This is a genomic window from Robinsoniella sp. KNHs210, from assembly GCF_000686105.1.
GTDB classification, from domain to species: Bacteria; Bacillota; Clostridia; order Lachnospirales; family Lachnospiraceae; genus Robinsoniella; species Robinsoniella peoriensis.
In genome coordinates, this window is record NZ_JMLZ01000001.1 from 858,878 (window position 1) to 881,832 (window position 22,955).

Consider the following 22,955-nt stretch of genomic DNA (forward strand, 5'->3'; position numbering starts at 1 on the left):
TGACCATACAGCAATTAGGAGGAATAAAGGTTGAAAGAAAATTATGATTTAGAAAGGAAGCCACAGTGTGATTCTTTCAACCTGTTTTATTGTGGCAGTATTGCAGGCAATCCTGCAATATGTAATGGGTATAAATATGAAGAAAATATCAAATGAATTATCTCATTTAGACGAATTGGAAGCGGAGGCAATTTATATAATACGGGAAGTGGCGGCAGAATGTGAGAAACCGGTTATGCTGTACTCCATTGGAAAGGATAGTTCCGTTATGCTGCATCTGGCATTAAAGGCATTCTATCCGCAGAAACCGCCATTCCCGTTTTTACATATAGATACCACATGGAAGTTTCATGAAATGATAGAGTTCCGTGACAGAAAAGCGGAGGAATTGGGGATTGAGATGCTGGTATACAGCAATGAAGAGGGAATACGCCAGGGAATCAACCCCTTTGACCATGGAGCTGCATATACGGATATAATGAAGACTCAGGCATTAAAACAGGCACTTACAAAGTATGGTTTTACGGCTGCATTTGGAGGCGGACGCCGTGATGAAGAGAAAGCAAGGGCAAAAGAGAGAATCTTTTCTTTTCGAAATGAAGCCCATGCCTGGGATCCCAAGAACCAGCGTCCGGAAATGTGGAAATTATATAATACGAAAATCCATAAGGGAGAAAGTATGCGGGTATTTCCAATTTCAAACTGGACCGAAAAAGATATCTGGCAGTATATTAAAAGAGAAAATATTGACATTGTACCGTTATATTTTGCTGCAGAACGTCCGGTTATTGAAAGGGATGGCAATCTGATTATGGTAGATGATGACAGATTAGAATTGCTGCCGGAGGAAAAAATTCAGCATAAAAGTGTAAGATTCCGTACCCTGGGATGTTACCCCCTCACAGGCGGATGTGAATCCAGGGCAGCAACGCTGGATGAAATTATCGAAGAAACGTTAAGTGCAGTTTCCTCTGAACGTACCACCCGGGTGATTGATAAAGAAGAGGCGGGCAGCATGGAGCGAAGAAAAAGGGAGGGATATTTCTAATGAAAGGATTATTAAAATTTATAACCTGCGGAAGCGTGGATGATGGAAAATCAACCCTGATCGGGCATATTTTATACGATGCGAAACTGCTTTATGCAGATCAGGAAAAAGCACTGGAGCTGGACAGCAAGGTTGGCAGCCGCGGAGGTGAGATTGATTATTCCCTTCTTCTGGATGGTTTAATGGCTGAGCGGGAACAGGGAATTACGATAGATGCAGCATATCGCTATTTTACAACAGATCATAGAAGCTTTATTGTGGCAGATACTCCGGGACATGAGGAGTATACCAGAAATATGGCAGTGGGTGCATCATTTGCAGATCTGGCAGTAATACTTGTGGATGCAAAACAAGGTGTACTGGTGCAGACCAGGCGCCATGCCAGAATATGTTCGTTAATGGGTATCCGTTCATTTATATTTGCAGTAAATAAAATGGATCTCATGGGATACGACCAGAATCGTTTTCTGGAAATTGAACGTGAATTGCAGGAATTGAAAGAAGAACTGTTGCTTGAAAATATCATTTGTATCCCGGTATCTGCTACGGAAGGAGATAATGTAACCAAAAAATCAGCAAACACACCCTGGTATGAAGGCCAGGATTTGCTTACCTGCCTGGAAAATATCGACGTTGCCGTAACTTCGGAACAGGGATTTGTACTTCCGGTACAAAGAGTGTGCCGACCGGATCATACTTTCCGGGGATTTCAGGGTCAGATTGAATCCGGTGCGATAGAGACAGGAGAAGAACTAATTACTTTGCCAAGTGCACAGAGGGCGGTTGTAAAGAGTATTTATGCGGGAGACCGGGAAACCTCCAAAGCATACGCAGGTCAGGCTGTGACCATTCAGCTGGACCGGGAAGTAGATGTTTCCAGAGGATGTGTGCTGACTAAAGATACCGATTTAAAACCAGTCAAACAATTTGTGACAAGTCTGTTGTGGATGGATGACTCCAGACTGGTTCCCGGAAAAGAATTTCTGGCTAAGACGGGAACAAAATTAATACCGGGAGTGGTAAAAGCGATCCGGTATAAAGTAGATGTGAATACAGGGGAACATTTAGCAGCAGAGAACCTGGTGAAGAATGAAATTGCACGTTGTGAAATTGCTTTGACAGAACCGGCTGTAATCGATCTGTTCCATAAGCATAAAACGCTGGGAGAATTGATTCTGATCGACAGGATAACAAATATGACTTCTGCCTGCGGTGTTATTGAAGAACTGTGTGGGTTAGACAAAGCAGGGGAGAAAGAGGGGAGAGACAGTACTTTTATCCATGGGGACCTCAGGGCAAGAGGCGATATTTTTGAAGAATATTATTACAATCTGGAAAGCTTGTCTGTTATGAAAAGCAGAGAAGTACAGCAGGTTTATACTATTGGAGATCAAATCCCGTTAGAAGGGGAGAGTTTTTCATATCCCGAAGATTTTGATGTTTGTGTACTTCGCGATAAGACAGCGGTACGCATACGCAAAGGACAGATAGCGGAAATACAGCCATTAAAGGAATATCATTATAGTGGTGTACCGGTTTTAAATGGCAGAGGATTTGGAATTCAGGTAAATAGCGATGATGAAGTATCAGAACTTTTTAAAGAATGGGAGCTAAAAAAAGATAATCGGCAGGCAGAATTTTTAAACCGGTGGATGGATTTTGGGGCTTACCGCAGAATTATCTTTCATGATAATTTCTGGGTGATTTAATTTGAGAAAAAAATGATTCTGAAAATACTGCTGAAATACCCCGGAGGTTGGCTGGCTCCGGGGTATTTGAAAAGAGAGTTCTCTGTAAACAGAGTTAAAATGATAAAGAAGTTTATTACTCAATTATTATATATAATCACATCGGCTTTTTGTTCACGAATGTATTGAAATGCAGTTTTTGTGTTACCAGTTTCTTTGATGAACTATCAGTAGATAATAAAAGAAAGGCGGCTTTCGGTTTTTGATTTCTCCATCATGTCTACATATATTTGAAAGAATTCCGGGATCGATTCGGTTACGTCAGAAACCATTCTTTCTAACACTTTATCAAAGGGTGCAATACCGATAGCGTTTTGGGGTTCACCGGAAAGAAGTATGGGTAATTCTTTTATCTCCCACCACTTATATCTTCCGCCGAAAGAGCGTCTGGCTGTTTCCAGAATATAGCAGCCAAATAAAACCCTGGTATTTTGCCGGAACGCCGGATTAAATTTGGCATATGGCGGCATTGTTTTCAGGATATGATCCAGCTGGGAAAGGCTTTGGACCGAGTAGTCAAAATTTTCTTTAAAGGAATAATGTTTTATAAATGCAGAAGCAAAATATTCGATTTTATGATTGGAACAGTTTTCTTTTGTCAGTAGTCTGGGGGGATTAAATTTCACGGAAACCTCCTGGAGATTATAAACGGGTTTTGATCTTTACGATACACCGGCTCCTGATATAACCCCGGAGCCAGGCAAAATGGAGTTACTCCGCAGCGTTGGAGGAGGCTGCGGAGCCGACATTGTGAATAACGAAATTCAAGATTTATTATATACGATTGTCAGAGCGTTGTGGTAATGTTTGTATTAAAAGGTAAGTTTTCTGGCATAGAATGTTTTTGGAATTAAAATACTTTATTTATAGCGCTTATCAGCTGGGCAACATAAATAAATGTACAGACTAATCCGATTCCAGTTATAATTGCAAAGAATATCAGTATATTTTTTATGGTTCTTACATTATTATACTGGTCTTCCAGTTTTTTTTCTATATTAGCTAATTCGCGATGAAATGCTTTATATTCAAGACTGCAATCATGGGAATTATGTAATTCAGATTCCGGATTCCGATGGGAAGATTTTCGTGATACATTTTCTTCTTTGCAAGTACTTTCGTAACAAGTATCCAAAGGCGTTTCCAGTGAAATATTTTTTTTCGCATTTTCAACATCAAATTCGGATATATCACTTTGATGTTCCCGGTATTTGAGTTCCAGAAAGCGTTTTGTATCTGGTCCTAATTCGTTGATTTCTGCCACTTTGTCAAAATAAGCTTTTGCAACAGCCGGATTATCGTAGGTATACATATTAAGGTGTTCGTTGCATCTGCTGCAGATGCTGCCGTCTAGACCAATTACTGAAAAAATACTTTTCTCGTTTCCACAGATTACACATTTCATAATTCCCTTCTCCTTATGATAACTTATGCTTTTTTCCATTTAGCGGTTGTATGGAGCAATTGGATCACTTTTAAAGCTTAAGCTATTTTTTTCTTTGTAATAGTTTATGTACATTATTATAGGGGAATAAATGTAGATTTTCAAGTTGTTTTGGTTGGTAAGATAGCTTACTACTTTCCGAACACTACCCCCCAGCTACAAAGCGTTTGCAAGGCGGAGGAATGAGGCGCAGCGGATACGTCGATTGACCACATCGCAGCAGTTAGAAAATAGACAAGGATTAGCCCCGAATTTAAGCGTTATGGTCTGTTAGGTTAAAAATACGTTAAGAGATAAAGGGTTAAGTGAGAAGAGCTGGATGCTGTGAAGCTGGAATTTCAGATCAGATAAGATTCTGTTTTATCTATAAAATTATATAGGATTTAGAAAATATTATATTGTTGGGAGTACCCGCCGCAGCTTGTGGGAGCTGCGGGATGGGAATCATGTAATACTAAGCAATCACTATTATACACAAATTAAAAACAGTTAGAACATGTTTGTACTAAATGGCTGTTTTTCTGTAACAAAATAATAAAAGTGTGAAGATTACACCCTGTTTTATCTGCTGCGGTTACATTGATTACAGAAAATGAACATTTTAAAACAGATCATCCTGCGTCTTCCCGGTAAATGGAAAGTACAGCTTGTAAAATCTGTTTATAAATACGCTTTAAGCTGCGCTGTCTGCAGGTTTTTCTATGGCAGAGTTTTTGACATCATCCGGAAGCGTAATGGTTTCAACTTCGCCAAAAGACCCAAATTTAAGATCAAAAGTGCATGATTCACAGTTGAATTCTACATCTTCCTGTGCTCCCGCTGATTTCATGGCTTCTAACATCATAGTCTGCAAATCAAGCGTCATTTTTACCGGCATGGAATCTTTTTTTGCAATATAAAATTCTACCGGAATTTTAATAGCTGCCCAATCTGCATCCCCCATGATCTCCGCAGAATCGTTCATTGCACTTAATGCAGAGTCCAGAATTGTGCTCAATGCTTCGCCGTCCAGTACACCTTTTAATGCATAGCATTCAACACCTTCCAGATCAGTTGTATTCTTTTCCAATTCCAGACTTGCTGCCAGTTTTTCAAACTCTTTAAATTCATAAGCATTCAGGCTTTTATCCAGATTTTCTTGTACTTCTTTTGTCCAGCCCTCTTCCCCTGTTTTGGTGTACGAAATTGTGTTATCACCGTCCCGGACTGTATATACTTCTAGTGGAGATGTCTGATCCATACCAAGCATTCCCAAAGCCATACTCCCTTCGGCATGTATGATTTCGGGATCTGTGTTTACCTTCATTCCCATATCCATATTCATGGTAACATCGACCGAAATTCCCTGAACAGTGCCGCCGGCTTTCAAATCCATAAGCATGTCTATTTTATAGTTTTCTGCTTTCGACATATTTTCGGACATGGATTTTAAAAGTGATTCGGATGTTGCTTTACCGCATCCTGTCACGCTTAAAATCAAAATACTGCTTCCCAATACAGCACAGCTATACCTTACAAATTTCTTTTTCATACTTTTTTTCTCCTTTGTCTTTCCCTTTTCAATGGGTGATTGTATTCTTAAGACAGAAAGAACACATGATAGTCATTATATATGATTTATTTGTGATCGGATCGGGAGTGTATTGAAATGCACATTTTATAACATAAAATGTGCAAATAGAGATGGAAAAGCAGAAGAACATATTTGCCTTCTGCTATTTTCATAAATTTATATTGTTTATGTTGTAATATTTTCTGTTTCTGAATTCATGGCTTCCGAAGTCTTTTCTGTCTGAATATCTTTAATTTCCTGTGGGAAGGAAATCGTACCAATTTCTCCGAAAGAACTATAAATAAAGTTTAATGTTAAATGATCACAGTTTATGCTTAGGTCTTTCTGGTCATCAATAGATTTCATCAGACCCATCAATAATGGTTTTAATTCCACACTTATTTTAACCGGCATTTTTTCTTTTTTGGAAACGTAGAATTCTATAGGTATTTCGATTTCCGCCCAGTTAACATCTTTATAAATATTGTCAGCTTCATCGAACTGATCATATAGTGAATCTGCCATTTTACGCAAGGCATTCGTATCTAAAAGACCTTTGAGTTTGTAACATTCTATGTCTTCCAGCTGGGATGTATGATCCTCCAGTTCTAAATTAACCGACAAATCTGTGAGTTCATTATATATATTTACGTCAGGGTCATTTTCCGGATTGGTAATGGAGTTCCTTTTCCATTCTGATTTTCCGATTTGAAAATAATTGATGATATCCGGATCTTCTTTCATGGAGTAAGACGCAACATCTATTTTCTGCTCCATACCCAGTGTTTTGAACCAAATATTACCATCAGCATACAGTATCTGTGGCTCCACATTTAGCTGAAGTGCTATATCCAGACCTGCCTGTACATCCAGCGTAACTCCGCTCATGGATCCGCTGGCGTTTAGATCTGCCGACATATCAATTTTATAATCATTTACTTTTGACATGTTTTCTGACATGGAGTTCATAAGTGATTCTGCAGTTACCTTTCCGCATCCTGTTATGTTTAGAATCAGGATACTGCCTGCTAATAGAGTACAGCCGTATTTCCATAAGTTCTTTTTCATATTCTCTCCTTTTGTTGTTGTTTAGACTTTTAATCGGTTTTTCTATAGTTTTCCTTTTAGAAATAGAAACATAATTATCATTATATATGATTTTATAAAATACGGATCAGATTTGTATTGAAATGCAGATTTTGTATGTGTTTTAAACTCTTTATTGAAGAAAGTACGGACATTTCCGGCATAATTTAACGTGCAGGTATGGCATAAAAGACAAATCTGCTTTTAATCTGCTTGTGTATTGAAAAGTGGAAGACCCCGGGCGGACATGAAATCATGACAAAATTTAAAGATATTATTTTGGGTTATGAAAATCATGGTAAATGAGAAAAGTACTTGACTTTAAAATCCTACAGATGTAATATATAAATAAAATTTTTGCAATTAAATATTACAAATGTAATAAATATGAATTGTAAGGAGGATGTGAAATGAAGAAAAAGAATATCGCTGTCATTGTGCTTTTGGCTGTTGTTGTGGCCGGAGTGATTATCACAACGGGATATATGTATCTGAGATCACAGGGATATAAGGGACCGGAATCTCTTTTGAAGCAATTAACCGGCAAGGGAGAAGAGCCTGATCAACTGCTTCAGAAATATATGTCCTATATAGAGAAATCAGAATATCAAACCATGTACAGCATGATAAGCGGGCAAAGCAAAGAGAGCTATTCCGAAAAATATTTTACGGAAAGGAATAAAAATATTTATCAGGGAATGGAAGCAGAGGATATCAGGGTCAGCATACTGGATACGGAGGAAGACCAGGGGCAGGTAACTGTGAGTTATCAACAGGCTATGAAGAGCTCTGCCGGAGAGGTGCAGTTTGAAAACCAGGCGGTATTTACCAAAGAGCAGGGGAGGGGATATGTACTGGAATGGAATGACAGCCTGATTTTCCCAGAGCTGACGGCGAAGGATAAGGTAAGGGTATCTGTAGTGGAAAGCAGACGTGGAGAGATCACAGACAGAAATGGAAAAATGCTTGCCGGGGAAGGAACAGCGGTATCCATAGGACTGGTACCAGGAAAAATGAGTGAAGATGCCGGCAATGATCTGATCAGGCTGGCAAAACTTCTGGATACTACCGTGGAATCCATCAAGACAAAGCTGGATGCGACCTGGGTAAAAGGAGATTCACTGGTACCGGTTGCCGTATTGGATAAGGTGTTAGAGACGGATCTGATGTCTGCTTCCCCGCCGGATCAGGCTATGAAAAATAAAGAGGTTCAGGATGAACTGATTACGATACCCGGGGTTTTGATATCGGATACGGTTGTGAGAAGTTATCCTCTTGGAAAGGGGGCATCCCATTTGACCGGATATATTCAGAATGTAACGGCTGAAGACCTGGAAGAACACCCGAATGAAGGATACAGTGAAAACAGTGTAATTGGAAAAAGCGGAATGGAAGGCTTGTATGAAAAAGAATTAAAGGGTCAGGACGGATATGAGATTGTAATTGAAAATGAAAACGGGAAGACGAAAGCGGTGATTGCATCCATACCAAAAAAAGACGGAGAAAATATTAGGCTGACGATTGATGCCGGGCTTCAGGAAAGTCTGTATGAGCAATTTAAAGATGACAAAAGCTGTTCTGTTGCAATGAATCCGTATACCGGGGAGGTGCTGGCCCTTGTCAGCACGCCGACTTTTGACAGTAATGATTTCATAAAAGGCATGTCGGATAAGAAGTGGAAGGAATTAAACGACGATAAAAGGAATCCTTTGTATAACCGGTTCCGTCAGGTACTTTGCCCGGGTTCATCCTTTAAGCCGGTAATCGCCGGAATAGGGCTGGATACAGGGGCAATTAACCCGGATGAGGACTTTGGAAATGAAGGGCTTAGCTGGCAGAAAGACACAAGCTGGGGAGATTATCATGTAACTACTTTACATGCATATGAACCAGTCACATTAGAAAATGCAATGATCTATTCCGATAATATATATTTTGCAAAAGCAGCACTTAAGATTGGGGCAGATCAGTTGGAAAGCCAGCTGGACAAACTGGGATTTAACCAGGAAATGCCTTTTGAGATTACCATGGCACAATCCCAGTATTCCAATACAGAGAAAATAGAATCAGAGGTACTGCTTGCCGACAGCGGCTATGGCCAGGGACAGATTTTAATTAACCCGCTGCATCTTGCGGCATTGTATACGGCATTTTGTAATGATGGAAATGTCATAAAGCCTTATCTTCAGTACAAGGATTCACCAGAGCCTCGGGTGTGGCTTCCCCAGGCATTTTCAAAGGAAACGGCGGACAGGGTGGAAAACGCTATGGAAAAAGTAATATCCTCGCCGGAAGGCACAGGCCGGGCAGCAAAAATGGATTCCACTATTTTAGCAGGGAAAACAGGAACTGCGGAAATCAAGGCAGACGTATCTGATACGACAGGTACGGAATTGGGATGGTTTGGTGTATTGACTCCGGATCCTGCTTCCAGTAAGCCCGTCCTGTTAATCAGCATGGTGGAAGATGTAAAAGAAACCGGTGGAAGTACCTATGTTGTGGAGAAGGATAAGATTGTTTTGGATTATTATTTTTCAGCAGAATAAAAAGAATATTAGGAATACCGATGGAAGGAGAAAGACCGGATGAAAAAGATAGTAATTGTAACCGGAATTTTATGCTGTATGGTTATGATAGGTGTCTTTTATGCCGCACCAAATCAGAAGGGAGAGTATCTTCTGGCTCAGAATATGGAGGGAAGTATCTCTAAGGAAGTCTCAGAGCGGGTGAAGGAAGAGTGTCTGGAGGTTGCCGGCATTTATAAAGAAACCTATTTTAATACGGATAAACAGCCGTCTGATATTGTTCAGGCAGATAAGCAGATTTCAGAAGAGGCTGTCGGTGAAATCGTAAAGAAGATTGGCAAAAGAGGAATTACTGTAAGCGATACTGCTGGCAGGTGCAGTCTGGAAAATACCGAAGCGTTTTATAGCTTCTGGGAAAAGATCCAAAAGGGAGAAGCTGCATCTGTTACCATTTACCGCATACGGCAGAATGGAGGGTTTTACCGCTATGAATTCTATATGGACCACACCGGAAAATATCTGTTATCTGCTTCTGTCAATCTGGATTTAGAAGGGAATCCTGACGTATATGAGATGAAAATAACACCTCTCTCGGAATGGAAATTTACGGAGAAAGAAAACTTTATTTTCCGGGATGATTATGCAGTCTGGGCGAGTGGAAATGGATACCGCATGATCCGTGTAAAACCAGTGGACGAAAATTGTCTGTCCTATCAGAAAAAATATGTGGAACCCATCAATTATGGAGGTAATAATCTGATGATCAGCAATTGGTCAGAGACGGATTATTCAAAGCTGAGCTTTAATGACCTGTTTGAAAACTTATATAATTTAAAAGAAGGCAAACGGCTGGAAAAAGACCAGTTTCCCATTGATCCATCAAATGAAAACAGGTACATTCCTGCTGATTTATTTGAAAACGTCATTCAGAGTTACTTTTCCATTACAAAGGAGGATCTGAGAAAAGCTGCGATGTTTGAACAAAAGAGAGATGCTTATCCCTGGCAGGAAATTCGCTCCAACAATAATTGTGTTGCAATGCCTTATATGGACCCGGATGTAACAGCGGTGAAAAAAAATTCAGATGGTACGGTAACGCTAACCATAGATGTGATCTGCCTGGAGAAAAGTAATGACCGAGCGTTTACCCATGTGTTGACGCTGCGGGAATTGGGCGGGGGAAAGGTGCAGTATGCAGCAAATGCAATCGTTCCTGATGAACACAATGTGATGCCCAATTATGTTTACCGGTTACAGTAATAATGGAATAACATAAAAATGGAATAATAAAAATGGAATAATAAAAATAGAATAATAAAAATGTATAAACGTGACGATAAAAAAATGTATTGACGCTTCCATGTATCTAAGGTTAATATTGTTTTAGACATTACATACAAAGGAAGGGGAATAAAATTGATGAATTTTAACATAGAAGGACTTTTGCATGGCGGGGACTACAACCCGGAACAGTGGCTGGACGATCCCGGGATTCTGGAAAAAGACATTGAATATATGAAGGAAGCGAAGATAAATACCGTTACCCTGGGAGTATTTTCCTGGGCGGTACTGGAACCGGAAGAAGGCGTCTTCCATTTTCAGTGGATGGAGGATATCATTGACCGCTTGTATGAGAATGGAATCAGTGTTATTCTGGCAACTCCTTCCGGCGCAAGGCCCAAATGGATGGCAGACAAATATCCCGAGGTACTCAGGGTGGATGGGAACCGTCAGCGCAATCTGTTTGGCGGACGCCACAATCACTGCTACACGTCCCCGGTTTACCGTGAAAAAGTAAGTATCATGAATCAGGAACTGGGAAAACGCTTCGGTGCTCATCCCGGTGTGATACTGTGGCATTTATCAAACGAATATGGAGGGGACTGCCATTGTCCGCTCTGCCAGGAAGCATTTAGAAACTGGCTTCGGGAGAAATATAAGACAATCGATGAATTAAACCGCCGGTGGAGCACTACTTTTTGGAGCCATATTTATCAGAATTTTGACCAGATCGAAAGCCCTTCACCAAGGGGCGAGATGCAGCTTCATGGACTGAATCTGGACTGGAAGCGGTTCGTTACCCATCAGACTATCGATTTTATAAAGGCGGAAGCGGCGGCAATCCGTCAGACAGGTTCAAAGATTCCTACAACTGTGAACTGTATGTATTATTATAATGAACTGGATTATGCTAAGTTTAACGACGTGGTAGATGTCCTTTCCTGGGATTCTTACCCTACATGGCATAAGGAAGATGAATCAGTGACCGCTATGGATACTGCGATGATGCACGATCTGCTGCGCTGTGTGCAGAAGAAACCATTTTTATTGATGGAGTCCTGTCCCAGTGCAACCAATTGGCAGAAGGTGAGCAAACTGAAAAAACCAGGGATGCATCAGCTCTCGTCACTTCAGGCAGTTGCCCATGGTTCGGACAGCGTGCTTTATTTCCAGATCCGTCAGAGCCGCGGAGCATCCGAGAAATTTCATGGTGCCGTGATTGATCATTATGGCGGGAATGATACCAGAGTGTTCCGTGAGGTGACAGATGTGGGAAACACACTGGAAGAAATCAAGGAAACCTGCAGTACGGATACAGTTTCCGAAGTAGCGGTTATCTATGACTGGGAAAATAAATGGGCGATGGAAGATGCCCAGGGTCCCAGGAACCAGGGGCTTTATTATAAAGAAACCGTTCAGAAATATTACCGTGCATTTCGGGAACAGGGAGTAAATGTGGACGTAATCGGCAGCGGGCGGAATCTGGACGGTTATAAAGTGGTAGCAGCACCAATGCTCTATCTGTACAGGGAAGACTTTGCGGATAAAATCCGCAGATTTGTGGAAAATGGCGGTCATTTTATCATGACTTTCTGGTCCGGAATTGTAGATGAAACAGACCGGTGTTATCTTGGCGGCACACCTTATGGATTGATGGATGTACTGGGACTGCGCAGTATGGAAATTGACGGGTTGTATGATCATGAAACGAATCGGATTCAGATAACCGGGCAAAAAGAAACTCTTTGGGAAGGAACATATGAGTGCCGACATCTATGCGACCTGGTGAAAGTGTCAACGGCGGAAGTATTGGCTGTATATGAACAGGATTTCTATAAGGGATATCCGGCACTGACCTGCAACCAGTTCGGTAAAGGCAAAGCCTACTATGTGTGTACGGACGCTGAGCAGGATTTTTGCAGTGAACTATGCAGCCAAATCGGGGAAGAAGTGAAGCTTACAAAGTATATGAAGAAAGTACCAAAAGGAATTGAGATTTCTGCCCGCAGCTCGGATACGTCAGTGTATCTGTTTGTGCAGAATTTTAATTCTGAGAGTGTGAATCTGGAACTGCCGGATGGGTTTACGGTGTTAGCAGGTAATTGGGAAGCGGATGGAGGGATTGATCCGTTTGGTACGGTTGTGTTGAAGAAATAATGAAATATATGTAAAAATAAAAGAGATGTTTGTGGATTCCGTATCATGAGGGGATGGTCATGGTACGGGATTTTTTTGTATATAACAATAGCTAGGAAGGGGACGCTTTGTAGCTGTCCGCCCCCTTCTCTTTCCGAGATAGCATTCGTTGATACAAAGCTGGTTTTCTCAGCATGATGAGACCCTGGGTGTGTGGCATGCTGGACGCGATTGGCGAAAAGCAACTATTGTTCGCTGTTGTACGAAAGCGTGTAAAAAATGGCTCCGCCCATTTTCTTATCCAAAATAAAATATTATTTTTATGCACAATATCTGCCCCAATCCCCATCTAATATATAGGAACCAATAATTCAGAACAATGAAAACGCAGAAAGGGGGTAAAAATTTGGATTTTCTAGTGAAAAAGGCACAAAGAGGTGATGCAGATGCCTTTGTGACCCTAATTGAGCAGAGTAAAAGCAGTATGTATAAGGTTGCAAAAGGGTTTTTTATGAATGAGGAGGATGTGGCTGATGCCATAGCAGACAGTGTTCTGTCGGCATACGAACATATAGGAAGTTTAAAAAATCCGGGTTATTTCAAAACATGGCTGATCAGGATTCTGATTAATCATTGCAATATGTGTATCCGGGAAAGAAAACGATGTGAGGTGATTGAATTTTTCCCGGAGATCAATTACATAGACAGGGAACTGGAAATTGTAGAGTTTCAGGAAATGTTGAATGCATTCCCGGAAGACTGCAGGATGATTTTACTTTTATATTACGGGGAGCAGTTTACGGTAAAGGAGATCAGTCAAATCCTGGATATGAATGAAAATACAATTCGAAGCAAGCTGCGGCGCAGCAGGGACAGGCTGCGTAAAACAATCGTTGAAAGTTTATGAGGAGGAGTCATCTATGGATAAAAATTATACAGAACAGGAAATGAGAGAAACATTAGGGAAAAAATATGAGCCTTCAGAAATAGTAAATCAAAGACTTCAGGATGTTTATCAGCAGATAGGGACAGGCGGGAAATCTGTTAATAATAAAGCGGGGAGGAAGAAGTCTGGCAGTAGGTTTTCGGTAATTAAAAAGGGATTGACTGTGACTGCGGCAGTGTTGGCGGGAGGAGTTTTGCTGTGCGCCAGCAATCCGGCACTGGCAGCGAAGATTCCCATTATAGGTGCTATTTTTGACCGCGTGGAACAGGATGTTACTTTTTCAGGGGAATACTCGAAAAAGGATAATGTACTGACTGCGGAGGATGAGAGTACAGGGATGCCTGTCAACACGCAATATTCAGTAGAAGATAATGGAGTTACTATGACAGCTTCCGAAATATACAGTGATGGTTATTCCATTTATCTCACACTAGATGTGCAGTCAGAGTCCGGTGGATTTGATAAAATGCCAAGCCACTATACAGCGGATGATCAGAATACTGCGCAGACATTGTATATTCAGGGAGTATGGCTGGTTAATTCAAATGGTGCAGGTATTCCCTTTGTCAACAATTTAATAGAAGGGAAGGTGGTTTCTGATACAGAATTTATCGGAATGATGAAGCTGGATCTTCCCGATGATGGAAGGATTACGGAAGATACACTTTCTCTGCAAATGACGCAGATAGGGTTTGACAATAAGGAATTCACACCGGAAATGCTGGAAAATGAAGGTGTCACAAATACCATTCTCGGAACCTGGAATATAGATATCCCTGTGCAGGCAGATGAAACAGATATCAAGGTAATCGATGTGAAAGAAAAAAATGAGATGGGATTTTCTATAGATCAGGTGATTGTTACACCATACCAGGTCAAAGTTCTGACAACGGTTCCATATACGACCCGGGATGATTCTGAAATTACGAAAGAGGAATTTGAGGAGTTATGGGGGGAGAAAAATAAAGAAATCCAAGCGCAGGGGGAAAGTGAAGTTCTCTATGATGATTATTTAATGGATAAAATCTATGAAGAGTTTGGCGTTTCCGTGTTTACGCAGGATGGAAAAAGGCTTATGCCAATTTCCCAGAGTGAAAAGAGTGCTACTTTTGCAGTTCAAAATAATGATATCAGCCAACTGCAAGTGTATATTGGAAAGGATGGGATAGATACCATGAAAGAGAAGGATATGGGGAAAATGAAGGAAAAGGCAATATTAGGGGTAACGGTAGAGGTACAGTAAAGGCTAGTATTCAAAGGGAGAACTGAGTTAAAGCGTTAGGAGAGGGTAAGATTAAGAGAAACAGCAAAAAATCACCAGGCATATATGATAACCAATTATCATATATGCCTGGTTTTTTAATGCACGACTTCCCGCTGCTATTACATGGTAAATAGCACACTTTCGTGGTAAATGGTAAATTGGCAGAAGGTCCTTTCTTGTATAATAGTTATTAGATATTAGAAAAAAATAATTCTCTTTAAATATAAAATAGTTAAAAAAATTCGTTGGTAAAGTATCACTGACATAAATTGATAAAATCAAAATTAAATGTGGCGAAATATTGATATGGAAAAAAATAATGACTTTTTTATTCGCTCCACTTTCCGGACTTATCTGATACCCTCTATTCTGGCGCTTCTTGGAACTACGATTACGGTCTTAATTGATAGTATTATTATTGGTAATTTCATAGGTGAAAAAGGATTAGCGGCACTTAATCTGGTAAAACCGGTATATTTTACATTTATGACATTGGGTTCTCTGATCAGCGTGGGGGCGGCGGCAAATGCATCTGTCTATTACCAGTATCCGAACGACGATGAAAATGGCTTTCCAGAGCGGCATCGGCATTATTGTGGCTGTAACCATGGTGCTTGTGATTTTACCACAGCAAATCTGCCGAATGTTCGGGATACAGGAAGGGGAAGTACTTGCCTTATCTGCAGCTGCGCTGGTCTGCTATGCTCTTAGCCTGGCTTTGTCTATGGTAAATAATATATTTATTTTTCTATTCTTTACAACCGGCAGAAATCTGCTGGCGAATGCAATTACATTTTTCAGGGCTTTTGGGTTTGTTACGGTTTTTGCAATGCTCTTTTCCAGAGCAGGTTTTTTAATGGGAGTGTGGTCTTGCTTTATTCTTGCGGAAGCAGCAGCTTTTCTTGTGATGCTCATGTGGGTGGGGGTCGTGTGCATCAGAAATAATAAATTTTCCGGTTTGTACTTATTGGACAGGACTTATGAGGACAAGGGAAAATATCTTTCTTTTTCGGTACCCAATAAAGTAGAAGAGGCGGTGGATGCTTCAATAAAGATCAATGCTTTTTGTAAAGAAAACCAGCTGGATGGGAAGACGGCAATGATGCTTAGTCTGTCTTTAGAAGAAATGCTGATTATCATTTTTGACCATTGTTTTGAAGACAAAGAAATACAGTATGTGGATATTCGCATTTTTGTAATACCGGGAACGGTAGTTCTCCGTATGCGAAATGGAGGAAAGATTTTTGACCCTTTTTTGTATTACGAGAAAAAGAAAGAGCAGGCAGGAAGTGGGGTTCTGACGGACGACAGCCTTGGAATACGGCTTATTGTGAAAAAGGCGGATCAGGTATCGTTTAATCGGACATTTGGTGTCAATAACCTGTCAATTGTAATTAAGACTGTAATTCAGACTGCATAGCTTTTTAGATAACAGTCAGGAGACGTTACTGTGAAAGCCTTATGTTCATATTGGAAAGGAGCAGATAAAAAGATGCAATTATATCATAGAGAAACCGGTGAACGTTTGGAAGTAACCTTTCGGACCTTAGAGGAAAGGGATGCAGAGGGAGTTGTTGAGTGCATTCGGGATGAGTATGGGGATACCTATTTTAAAAGGGATTTTTATAATCCTGAATTTATTCGGAAAGAACACAGGGAGGGAATTATTACTTTTCTCGTGGCGGTTACGGATATGGCAGATGTGGCAGGTGTTATGATTTTAAAAGAGTTTTTTCCCTATGAGTTTATGATCGAGATTGCAACGCAGATTTTCAAAAAGAAGTATCGGGGATATGGGATGGCTGAGCATATGTTTGATTATGGAATGACTATACTCCAGGAGATGCCATGTTCAGCAGTCTATTCTCTTCCCGTTACTTTTCACGCCATATCCCAGCGGTTATTGCGGATGAGAGGGCTGATCGGCTGCGGCTTTATTTTTTCAGTATTTGATATGGGGAAAATACAACAGTCTTATGGTAAGCGCAGGAACCTCAAGCATTCACAGGGAATTCAGATTCTGGCTAAGGATAAAACCAATGGGGGAACACTGTATATTCCATCGGAGCAAAAAGGGTTTACAGGATGGCTGTATAAAAAGCTGGGCGTGACCTGCCATTTGGCGGATGTGCCGGAGGATAGGGAGTGGAATACAGGAGACCGGCATGCTCCCTGCCAGGTTATGAAGACGATCGACTGGATACAGAGCAGCGCCGCCATTACGATCTATAGAACCGGCAGCGGGCTTAAGGAGTATGTGGAGATGATACTGGAAGAGTACGGAAGGCTGCCGCATTTTACGCTGAATGTATTTCTGAATGTAAATGATCCGGGAGCGGTTGCTGCTTATTACCTGCTGAAAGATTATGGCTTCTTTTTTGCAGGATTTAAGCCCCTCTGCAGTGAAAATGAATTTATGGTTATGCACAATCCCCTGGCAGTTCCGATTAATTTTGATGATTATATATTAACAGAAGAATTCCGTGACCTGAGCCAGTATGTGGAAGTGTTTTATGAGGAACGGCAGCGGTGCCATTGTATGGGAGGCAGGAAGTATGAAGCATAATATCAGGAAAAAGGTTACGGCTGCAACGATTCTGGTAGCAATGACAGCAATTATTATCATCAGTGGAGTAACGGTTTATGGAATGCTTTCCATGAAATCCCACACAGTTCAGACAAGTAAAGAACTGGGCCATCAGGCGGGAGCTGATTCCAAGGTGGCGCTGATCAGTCAGGCGAAACAAAAAATTGCAGACGTTGCCAAAGAAAAAGCAAAATATATAGAAACAAAATTCAATTTCACAAAGACTTATGTGGAGACCATAGCGGATACCATGACATCTATTTATGATAATCCGGATGAATATCCCGATCGGTCTGTGAAGGAGCCGGTCAAAGGAAACACAAACCTTACAGCCCAGTTGATGTTTTCTTCAACCGTAAAGGATAAAAACGATCCGGCAATTCAAACTGAAATACATAAAATAGCCAACATCCAGGATATTCTGGTGCAGATTAATGGGCATGACGAGGTAGTGGCTTCCACTTATGTTGCTACAAAATCCGGAATTGTAATTATGGCTGATTATATTTCTTCCGCTAAGTTTGATGATGGTTCGGATGTGCCCAATCCATATGAAGCATTTTTGCGTCCCTGGTATCAAAAAGCAGTGGATGAACAGAAGCTAATTTTCACTGACATCATTAAGGACATTCACGGAGGAGGTTCCGCAATTATCTGTGCTAAGCCTTTTTATAAAGGTGGAGAATTCATGGGTGTTGCAGGGGTAGGCTCCTACCTGACGGATATCAACGATGTGGTAATGAATACGGAAGTAGGGAAATCCGGCTATGCATTTCTAATCGACAGCGGCGGCAAGGTGAATATATCTTCCAAAGAGAGCGGAGAGGTGGGGGCTGATCCTGATCACGTAACGGATCTTCGCCGGAGCGAAAATAAAGAACTGGCAGATGCGGTCCGGAATATGGCAGCAGGTGAAAGCGGTATTGCTGAAGTAACTATAGATGGAAAAAAGGTATATCTGGCATATGAACCGCTGACAACTCTGGGCTGGAGCTTTGCAACTGTCATTGAGCAGGAGGAGGTTATTGCTCCGGCGATTGAGAGCCAGGACGGTATTATGAAGCTGACGAATGGTGCCATAAGCCAGATTAATCAGAATATCAGGATGGTATTTGTGATCTTAATCGTATTAATCCTGATTGTATTACTGGCAATCTTCTTCCTGAGTAACTCTGTTTCCAAAAAAATAACGGATCCTATTGTGAGCGTGACCCGGGCTGTACAAGAAGTGGGAGACGGAGATCTGGAATATAATCTGGAAATCCATACAGGAGATGAAACGGAAGAGCTTTCCAATGCATTTCAGGAAATGACATTGAAATTAAAAGAGTACATCAGGAATCTGACAGCAGTGACAGCAGAAAAAGAACGGATAGGAGCAGAGTTAAATGTGGCAACACAGATACAGGCAAGTATGCTGCCTTGTATCTTTCCGGCATTTCCGGAGCACAAAGAATTTAACGTATATGCTACGATGCAGCCTGCAAAAGAAGTCGGCGGAGACTTCTATGATTTCTTTCTGATCGATGATAACCATCTGGCAGTCGTGATGGCTGATGTATCCGGCAAAGGAGTTCCGGCTGCGCTGTTCATGGTTATTGCAAAGACTTTGATTAAAAACCATACCCAGAATTTTGAGGCGCCCTGCGATGTTTTTACCAATGTGAATAAACAGTTGTGTGAAAATAATCAGGCGGGGATGTTTGTGACTGCGTGGATGGGCATTCTGGAAATAGACAGCGGCATGTTTACCTATGTTAATGCAGGACATAACCCGCCGCTTCTGAAGAGGAAAGGAGAACGCTTCACTTATCTGAAAAGCCGTGCAGGATTTGTACTTGCAGGTATGGAAGGGATACGTTACGGGCAGTACCAGATCCAATTAAACCCGGGGGACCTGCTATACCTGTATACAGACGGAGTGACGGAAGCCACGGATATTTATAATAAACTTTATGGAGAAGAGCGGCTGCAGGAAATCCTGGATAAAAATGCAAGCCTCCCGCTAGAAGAAATTCTGAAAAATATCAAAAAGAATATTGATTTGTTTGTAAAAGGTGCTCCTCAATTTGATGATATAACAATGCTTGCATTAAAGATTCATGAAAGGGAATAGAGAAAGCGGGAGGTGTGAAATGAAAGAGTTAACCGTACCGGCTAAACCGGACTGTCTGAATCAGGTACTGGAATTTATTGAAGAAGAATTAAACAAAACAGATTGTACTGCAAAAGTCAAAATGCAGATCAAAGTTGCAGTGGAAGAAATCTACGTCAACATTTCCAAATATGCATATCATCCCAGGGAAGGAAACGCAACGATCCGCTGCCTCATTCAAGGTGAACCAAAGCATGTGGCGATCCAGTTTATGGATTTTGGAACACCTTATAATCCTCTGTTAAAGGAGGACCCGGATATTACCCTGGATGCGGACCGCAGGCAGATAGGAGGGCTTGGCATACTGATGGTGAAGAAGATGATGGATCACATATCTTACCGGTATGAAGGGGGAAGGAACATTCTGACCTTGCAGAAGAACATTTAAGACAGCGAAAGAGAGGTGTAAAAATGATAGACTTGCGTAAGGAAAAGGCTTTTAAAATGGTATATGAACATTATTATGACTATATATATAATTATTTTTACTATCACACTTTTCAAAAAGAGGTCACGGAAGACCTGACCAGTACCACTTTTATGAAAGTGTTGGAAAAAGGAAACCTCTATGACGAAGAAAAGGCTAAAATTATTACGTGGCTATTGACGATTGCGAAAAATGTATGGGTGGATTATTTGCGGAAGAATCGGAAAGGGGCTATTTCGATAGATGATCTGATTGATCTGGATGTTTCCCGGGAAAATGAAACTTACAGCCAGGTTGAAAATCAGGTAGATATACAAAGAATACTGGGAAATTTGTCTGAGAGGGAACGAATGATTATCGTTCTTCATTATTATATGAATTTATCTTATGGGGAAATAGCGGTGCAATTGGATATATCTGAAAAGTGTGCCAGTGTAACAGCAAGCAGAACTCTGAAAAAGATAAAAAATAAATTAGAAAAATCTGAAAAAAAATGTAGGGAATGCAGAAGTTGATACGTATATATATACAGAAAAGAAAACATAAGAAGGTGAAAACATGTATGCAAAATTAGCAGAACCATATGCGTTAAGGGGATGGAAGAATCTGCCCTTTGCAATTATAAAAACTGACAATGGTACAATCAATTTTCTGGAGCAGGATGGTTTTCAGGTTTTGGAATTTTGCAATGGAAAAATAGATATAGATGCGGTTTTTTTAAGCAGAAAGCAGAAACAATTTTTCTGTGAATTAAAGGATAAAGAAATTATTACTGTTTCCCCGCATCCTATGGAACTGTCTGTGAAACAGGAATACCGGAATGTGGATAATACATACATAAAAGCAATTCACTGGTCTGTTACAGGCAGATGTAACCTGAAATGCAGGCATTGTTACATGAGTGCTCCGGACTACCGTTACCATGATATGAATACAGAAGAATGCTTTTCAATGATTGACCAGTTTCGGGAAGCAAATGTAAGTGTGATATCCATAACCGGCGGAGAGCCATTTCTGCGTAAAGACTTTTTTCAGATTGTGGACAAGATTCTGGAATCGGGAATAGCCATATCACAAATTTATACAAATGGAATTCTGATAACGGATGATATTTTAAAAGAGTGTAAAAAACGCTCTTTCAAACCGGAATTTGTCCTGAGTTTTGATGGAGCTGGGCAGCATGACTGGATGCGTGGGATTGTGGGAACGGAAGAAAAAACAATAGAGATCATACGGAAGCTGAAAGAAAATGAATACCGGGTCATGATTGAATCCGCTATTTGCAGAAAAAATCTTGATGGATTGAAAACTACTTATGAGATTCTTAGAGACCTGAAAATTGATTTTTGGAAAACTTCGCTGGTATTTGAAGCCGGAAAATGGAAAGAAAACAATCAGGGAACACCCCTAAAGACAGAAGAATTGTATGAAGAATACCTGAAAATTGTGCAGGTATACAAGGCGGATCAGGCACCAATGGGAATACAGCTGGATGGATTTTTTGCATGTGAAAAAGGAAATATAGAAGGATATGGAAGTCCCTATCAAAGATATAGTGGGGACAGGGAATGCGAGAATGCAAGTTCCTGTCTGAATTGCAGGATTCATCCATATCTTTTGCCGGACGGGACCTTTCTTCCCTGCCCGTCTATGACGGATTCTGAGATTGAAGAAAATATGCCAAATTTATTACAGACAACCGTAGCAGAAATTTATAGAAATATAGAGAACCCATTTTTTCGCCTGGCATCTATAAAATTAAAACAAGTAATTTACGCAAATGAAGACTGCAGAATTTGTGATTACCGGTACGATTGCGGAGGCGGATGCAGGGCTATGAGCATGTTTACCGGCAATGGTGTTATGGGTAAAGCAGATATTCTTTGTACTTTTTTTAAAAAGGGTTATCCGTCACAGATTAAAAGCCTGATTTATAAGTAATAAAATTTATATATAAGCAATGAAAACGGATCTGAAAATATCCAGAGCAGAGTATAAGGAGGAATTGGTAATGTGCGAAGAAAAAAAAGATGAAAACTTAAAAGATGAGGAACTTGACAAGGTATCCGGCGGCGGTACCGCAGGTGAAATAGGTAAAATTGTTGGTGAAAAAGTTATTGAAAAAGTAGTAGAGGATGTCTTAAATAACACCAATACCGGAAGAAATAATTATAAGAACGGTGTTAAATCAGAAAGAAAATTATAGTTAATTTCTTGCTGCATAATGGATTTTCTTAAAAATCAAAATAAAAAAATAGAAGTAGAAAAGGAGAATTAAGAATGAATAATTTAAAAAAGTTCTATGAAGAAGTAGAGAAAAATGCAGAATTAAAAGATGAGTTAGTAAAATTAAACAAAGAGACAGAAGGCGTAGAAATTGATGAAGCAGCTATCAAAGCAAAGTTAATCGAAACCGCAAAGAAATATGATCTGTCATTATGTGAAGCAGATTTTAATGCAGAAGAAGGCGAATTAAATTTAGATGATCTGAAAGCGGTAGCAGGTGGAGCAGGTGGTTGTTTCATTTCCAATGCAGGATGCAGCTTATTTGGAGAAATTACATCCGAAGGCGGATGCATTATCATCGGAGCTTACGTATAAGTTCCAGTATTATGATAATGAGTTGTTCATAAAATAAAGTTTATTGGACGGGTGATGTGGTAACGGAACATCACCCGGTTTCAATAAACTTTATTTTTGCATGTAGGGAAAAGCCCGTGTTATGCGTATATATTAATAGTGACAAGAGTAAGACC

General features: G+C 40.4%; 20 protein-coding genes and 1 pseudogene. 17 read left to right on the plus strand and 4 right to left on the minus strand.

Annotation, left to right across the window (positions count from 1 at the left end; all coding sequences use genetic code 11):
- Positions 1–136: 136 nt before the first annotated feature.
- Together cysD and CD03_RS32220 are read left to right on the plus strand one after the other, a co-directional pair.
- The gene (cysD, locus tag CD03_RS0103370) at positions 137–1,048 is read left to right on the plus strand and encodes a sulfate adenylyltransferase subunit CysD (RefSeq protein ID WP_027292423.1); all 912 of its coding nucleotides are present in this window, start codon (positions 137–139) and stop codon (positions 1,046–1,048) included.
- On the plus strand, positions 1,048–2,757 hold the full coding sequence (locus CD03_RS32220; protein ID WP_052377641.1) for a sulfate adenylyltransferase subunit 1: 1,710 nt from the start codon (positions 1,048–1,050) through the stop codon (positions 2,755–2,757). The genes cysD and CD03_RS32220 overlap by 1 nt, the downstream gene beginning before the upstream one ends.
- 206 nt (positions 2,758–2,963) lie before the next feature.
- Here the strand turns inward: CD03_RS32220 and CD03_RS0103380 are convergent, their stop codons facing one another.
- A complete protein-coding gene (locus tag CD03_RS0103380; protein ID WP_027292424.1) occupies positions 2,964–3,422 on the minus strand; it encodes a hypothetical protein in 459 nt (152 codons plus the stop codon).
- Between the two features lie 224 nt (positions 3,423–3,646).
- The gene (locus CD03_RS0103385) at positions 3,647–4,201 is read right to left on the minus strand and encodes a hypothetical protein (RefSeq protein WP_027292425.1); all 555 of its coding nucleotides are present in this window, start codon (positions 4,199–4,201) and stop codon (positions 3,647–3,649) included.
- A gap of 425 nt (positions 4,202–4,626) precedes the next feature.
- Between CD03_RS0103385 and CD03_RS39795 the strand changes: the two are divergent.
- Positions 4,627–4,692: pseudogene (locus CD03_RS39795) on the plus strand (hypothetical protein); the annotation flags it as partial.
- Between the two features lie 221 nt (positions 4,693–4,913).
- Here CD03_RS39795 and CD03_RS0103390 read toward each other — a convergent pair.
- Positions 4,914–5,771, minus strand: a complete 858-nt coding sequence (locus CD03_RS0103390) for a DUF6612 family protein (protein WP_027292426.1) — start codon at positions 5,769–5,771, stop codon at positions 4,914–4,916.
- A gap of 207 nt (positions 5,772–5,978) precedes the next feature.
- Positions 5,979–6,860, minus strand: coding sequence for a hypothetical protein (locus tag CD03_RS0103395; RefSeq protein WP_027292427.1), 882 nt, complete (start codon positions 6,858–6,860; stop codon positions 5,979–5,981).
- Positions 6,861–7,288: 428 nt separating this feature from the next.
- Here CD03_RS0103395 and CD03_RS0103400 point away from each other — a divergent pair, with 428 nt between their 5' ends.
- The 14 genes from CD03_RS0103400 to CD03_RS0103460 all read left to right on the plus strand — a co-directional run bounded on the left by CD03_RS0103400 (position 7,289) and on the right by CD03_RS0103460 (position 22,800).
- On the plus strand, positions 7,289–9,424 hold the full coding sequence (locus CD03_RS0103400) for a penicillin-binding transpeptidase domain-containing protein (RefSeq protein ID WP_027292428.1): 2,136 nt from the start codon (positions 7,289–7,291) through the stop codon (positions 9,422–9,424).
- 39 nt (positions 9,425–9,463) lie between these two features.
- Positions 9,464–10,663, plus strand: coding sequence for a DUF6070 family protein (locus CD03_RS0103405; protein ID WP_027292429.1), 1,200 nt, complete (start codon positions 9,464–9,466; stop codon positions 10,661–10,663).
- A gap of 159 nt (positions 10,664–10,822) precedes the next feature.
- A complete protein-coding gene (locus CD03_RS0103410; RefSeq protein WP_027292430.1) occupies positions 10,823–12,841 on the plus strand; it encodes a beta-galactosidase in 2,019 nt (672 codons plus the stop codon).
- Between the two features lie 385 nt (positions 12,842–13,226).
- Complete coding sequence (locus tag CD03_RS0103415) at positions 13,227–13,727, plus strand: RNA polymerase sigma factor (RefSeq protein ID WP_027292431.1); 501 nt, start codon at positions 13,227–13,229, stop codon at positions 13,725–13,727.
- 13 nt (positions 13,728–13,740) lie between these two features.
- Positions 13,741–15,009 carry a DUF4179 domain-containing protein gene (locus CD03_RS35720; RefSeq protein ID WP_052377642.1) on the plus strand — a complete coding sequence of 423 codons (1,269 nt, stop codon included), beginning with the start codon at positions 13,741–13,743 and terminating at the stop codon, positions 15,007–15,009.
- Positions 15,010–15,336: 327 nt separating this feature from the next.
- On the plus strand, positions 15,337–15,741 hold the full coding sequence (locus tag CD03_RS37695) for a hypothetical protein (protein ID WP_156042745.1): 405 nt from the start codon (positions 15,337–15,339) through the stop codon (positions 15,739–15,741).
- Positions 15,674–16,450 (plus strand): hypothetical protein, encoded by a 777-nt coding sequence (locus CD03_RS0103425; protein ID WP_156042747.1) that lies wholly within the window; start codon positions 15,674–15,676, stop codon positions 16,448–16,450. Before CD03_RS37695 ends, CD03_RS0103425 begins: the two co-directional genes overlap by 68 nt.
- Before the next feature lie 72 nt (positions 16,451–16,522).
- Positions 16,523–17,596 carry a hypothetical protein gene (locus CD03_RS0103430; RefSeq protein WP_156042749.1) on the plus strand — a complete coding sequence of 358 codons (1,074 nt, stop codon included), beginning with the start codon at positions 16,523–16,525 and terminating at the stop codon, positions 17,594–17,596.
- Positions 17,586–19,733: a SpoIIE family protein phosphatase gene (locus CD03_RS38495; RefSeq protein WP_052377643.1), complete on the plus strand. Its 2,148-nt coding sequence runs from the start codon at positions 17,586–17,588 to the stop codon at positions 19,731–19,733. Before CD03_RS0103430 ends, CD03_RS38495 begins: the two co-directional genes overlap by 11 nt.
- Before the next feature lie 19 nt (positions 19,734–19,752).
- The gene (locus tag CD03_RS0103440) at positions 19,753–20,160 is read left to right on the plus strand and encodes an ATP-binding protein (RefSeq protein ID WP_027292434.1); all 408 of its coding nucleotides are present in this window, start codon (positions 19,753–19,755) and stop codon (positions 20,158–20,160) included.
- 23 nt (positions 20,161–20,183) lie between these two features.
- Entirely contained in the window at positions 20,184–20,714 is a 531-nt protein-coding gene (locus CD03_RS0103445) for an RNA polymerase sigma factor (protein ID WP_027292435.1), read from the plus strand.
- A gap of 43 nt (positions 20,715–20,757) precedes the next feature.
- On the plus strand, positions 20,758–22,140 hold the full coding sequence (locus CD03_RS0103450) for a radical SAM/SPASM domain-containing protein (RefSeq protein ID WP_027292436.1): 1,383 nt from the start codon (positions 20,758–20,760) through the stop codon (positions 22,138–22,140).
- 70 nt (positions 22,141–22,210) lie between these two features.
- Complete coding sequence (locus tag CD03_RS0103455; protein WP_027292437.1) at positions 22,211–22,405, plus strand: hypothetical protein; 195 nt, start codon at positions 22,211–22,213, stop codon at positions 22,403–22,405.
- Between the two features lie 74 nt (positions 22,406–22,479).
- Positions 22,480–22,800, plus strand: coding sequence for a hypothetical protein (locus tag CD03_RS0103460; RefSeq protein ID WP_027292438.1), 321 nt, complete (start codon positions 22,480–22,482; stop codon positions 22,798–22,800).
- The last annotated feature ends 155 nt before the right edge of the window (positions 22,801–22,955 follow it).